Source organism: Streptococcus sp. DD10 (genome assembly GCF_001578805.1).
Lineage (GTDB): Bacteria > Bacillota > Bacilli > Lactobacillales > Streptococcaceae > Streptococcus.
Genome location: NZ_KQ969157.1, coordinates 603761 through 606792 on the forward strand (window position 1 = coordinate 603761; position 3032 = coordinate 606792).

General features: G+C 41.8%; 6 protein-coding genes. 1 reads left to right on the forward strand and 5 read right to left on the reverse strand.

The features are described from left to right. Positions 1 to 199: 199 nt before the first annotated feature. The 5 genes from STRDD10_RS11435 to gpG all read right to left on the reverse strand — a co-directional run bounded on the left by STRDD10_RS11435 (position 200) and on the right by gpG (position 1951). A complete protein-coding gene (locus STRDD10_RS11435) occupies positions 200 to 370 on the reverse strand; it encodes a hypothetical protein (protein WP_231853354.1) in 171 nt (56 codons plus the stop codon). Positions 371 to 698: 328 nt separating this feature from the next. Then, complete coding sequence (locus STRDD10_RS02690) at positions 699 to 938, reverse strand: hypothetical protein (RefSeq protein ID WP_067192888.1); 240 nt, start codon at positions 936 to 938, stop codon at positions 699 to 701. Positions 939 to 1074: 136 nt separating this feature from the next. Continuing rightward, entirely contained in the window at positions 1075 to 1413 is a 339-nt protein-coding gene (locus STRDD10_RS02695; protein ID WP_067192890.1) for a hypothetical protein, read from the reverse strand. Positions 1414 to 1472: 59 nt separating this feature from the next. After that, positions 1473 to 1643: a hypothetical protein gene (locus tag STRDD10_RS10755; protein WP_156468566.1), complete on the reverse strand. Its 171-nt coding sequence runs from the start codon at positions 1641 to 1643 to the stop codon at positions 1473 to 1475. A 14-nt stretch (positions 1644 to 1657) separates the two neighbouring features. Beyond that, positions 1658 to 1951, reverse strand: a complete 294-nt coding sequence (gene gpG, locus STRDD10_RS02700; protein WP_067192891.1) for a phage tail assembly chaperone G — start codon at positions 1949 to 1951, stop codon at positions 1658 to 1660. A 281-nt stretch (positions 1952 to 2232) separates the two neighbouring features. Between gpG and STRDD10_RS02705 the strand changes: the two genes are divergently transcribed. Further along, a partial coding sequence (locus STRDD10_RS02705) for an IS110 family transposase (protein WP_067192893.1) occupies positions 2233 to 3032 on the forward strand: 800 nt, incomplete at its 3' end.

Sequence of the window (3032 nt, forward strand, 5' to 3'; positions counted from 1 at the left end):
GAGTCGAACCAACATATAGCCTTTTTCCATGGACGTCACATGGACTAGCTCAAGGCGCTAACCTTACAGTTTTCCAGTCACGATTCATGTTCTCTGCCGAATGAGCAAACTTGCCAAAAGATTTTAAGAGCTCACCAGATTTAAAGAGTAACGAATTTTTTCTAGCAACGTCCTCCAAAGCATTCCCCACTTTTCTTAACTAGGCTTCCATCGCAGCAAGCTTGGCATTTTCTCGCTCGATATCAGCCGCCGCCTTATCATAACGAGCAGTCCCGGGATCCAGCTTGTCAAAGCTCTTTTTCATCTCATCGAGGACTTTCTTCTGAGATGTGATTGCCTGCCCCAGCGTCTTGTACTTCGCTCTCAGCAAGTCAGCGTTTTTCCCATTCCCTTCAGCGCACTGTCTAAGGAACGGACATTATTTTGAAAATACCTCACGGCATTTTTCGCACCATTGAGACTAGGACTAAACTTTGACACGTCTAGCCCCAGCTCGATATACATCTGACCTAACGGCGTACCGCCTGCCATATTGTTTCCCTCCTATCCCAAGATACAAAGGGCGTAAAGGACACAGCGAAAATAGGAGCTTAACGCCCTGAGCGATGCTCACAAGACAAGCTATCTTTTTCGCCCAGTCCTTAGCCCGTGTTCAATTACATTTTAAAGCAAACAAAAAAGCCCTTACGGACTTTCAACTATTTATAACGTTGTAGATTTTGATAAGCGAACCCCACGCAAGCAAGTAGCGCAAAGCCGCCGACTGCCATGCCAAAAAGAGGAAACAAAGGAGCATAGACAAGAAACATCGCAAACGGAGCAAATATCTCATCCATGCTATGGTTGAAGATATAAAACATAGTGTAAACATAAAACACAAATGCAGAAATAGCTACGCCAAGCCAAATGCGTGCCCAAATTAAACCACGGCTATTCATTTTCTTTACCTCTCAATTCTTGATATAACTTCTTAATTCCATGGCGAATAATTTCTGATCGTCCTTGATTAGTTTTCTCAGATACAAAGTCCAGCTTCGTGATGATTGCTTCATCAACACGATCCCTTACGGACTTTTACTTATCTAACAAACTCTGCCGAAGTCTCATCGAAAACTCGATAGAACGGATTTTTTCTAACTCTTTGAAGGCATGAGAAAAATACCACTGACAGACAAAAAAGAGTATCGATCCAAAAGCGAGATAGATAAAAAACGGAATAGCAGGCAAGACAAAGATAATCAGTAACCACATGGTCAAAAAAGACTCATAGATACCCATCATGATATGCCAACCGATGACCGCATAGACAAGAAAGACACCCAGCCAGATAATCGCTAGTGTAAACTTCTTTTTCATCACTTGTCTCGCATTCGCAAGAGACATCCGCTCGTGAACTGTCAAATAGTCGTTCATCCTACTCACCTCCTTAGCCCTATTATAAGCCTCTAAAGGGATTTTGTAAAGCCTTTTCATCAAATCATCTGGATAAAGTCCGCCAAGTCCACAACTTCCTCTTTCTTAGCAGGCTCAAGCGTTTCTAGAACACCCATCAAGTCCTCCCAGCTAGTCTCCATCACATCACGGATACTAAGACCATAAGGCCCCTCCGTGACCTGCTTGACAAAGCCATAGAACTTCCGCAAAGCCTCACCAGACTCTAGCTTTTCCCCTTTGGGTCCACATCACCCACTAGATGAGCATAGATATCCGTGAAAATTTCGATGATACGAGCAAAGTCAGTATATTCTAGCAACTGTTCCACTGTCACATCTTCAAAAAGCCCAGCGATAAAGTCCAACTGCTTAACCAGCTTTTCCACTTCGGACAAGTCTTTTGACAGTGCATCATTCATGACCAGGTAGTCACGATAGTCTGATGTCGTGATTTCCTTACTGGTCTTGAGAACTTCCTCACCCTTATCATTCTTGATTGTAAATTGTACCTTAGCCATCGATATTCCTTTTCAACCAACCCATATCGCCCCTCCTTATATTATATTTAGTGCAGTTAGCTACTGCCAAAGCTCAAGTGGTATACTTGGAATAAGCCACTGTGGATTAGTTCATTTCCTCCAATCGCTTGACGATTTCTGAAAGGCTCTAACCACAGCTTTTTGTTTCAATTGGTAATGAGTTTGATAACGCATAGACATTTTATCTCGTGTAAGGTAACAAGGCAAAAAGTTCGTGGAGTTCCAAGTGGACTTGAAATACTATAATTGGAGGTACTCCTATGCTTTATGTTGGCATTGATGTCGCTAAAAATAAACACGATGTTACAGCCTTGAATCTTCAAGGAAAAACTGTTCTCAAACCACTCACTTTTGCAAATACCAGAGCTGGTTTTGAAATCTTAAATCAGTCTCTTCGACAGCTCAACCAAGACTGTCTCATCGCTCTTGAAGATACTGGACATTATGCCTTGAATCTATTGAACTTCCTGCATGAACAAGGATATAAAGTTTACACCTACAATCCTTTGCTCATCAAGGAATTTGCCAAATCATTATCACTTCGTAAGACTAAAACGGATAAGAAAGATGCTCATGTCATCGCTCTTAAACTTCTTTCTGACCCCAATCGTGAACAATTTCAACACGATAATCGGCAAGAAGAACTAAAAATACTGACTAGACATATTCATCGTCTCAAGAAAAAACAGTCTGATTGGAAAGTACAATACACTCGTTGTCTTGATATCATCTTTCCTGAGTTGGATAAAATCGTTGGAAAGCATTCAGAATATACCTACGAACTCTTGACACGCTACCCTAACCCTCAGAAAATGCTTGAGGCTGGATTTGATAATCTGATAGAAATTAAACGATTGACCGCTTCTAAAATTCAGGATATTCTCTCGGTCGCACAGGGTTCTATTGGAACAACATCTCCCGCCCGTGAATTCGAACTCATCGAAATCATTGAAAACATCAAGCATTACAATAGACTCATCGACAAGGCGGAAAAACGTGTCAATGACTTGATGGCTGAGATCAACTCGGTCATCACGACGGTTACTGGGATTGCGAATAG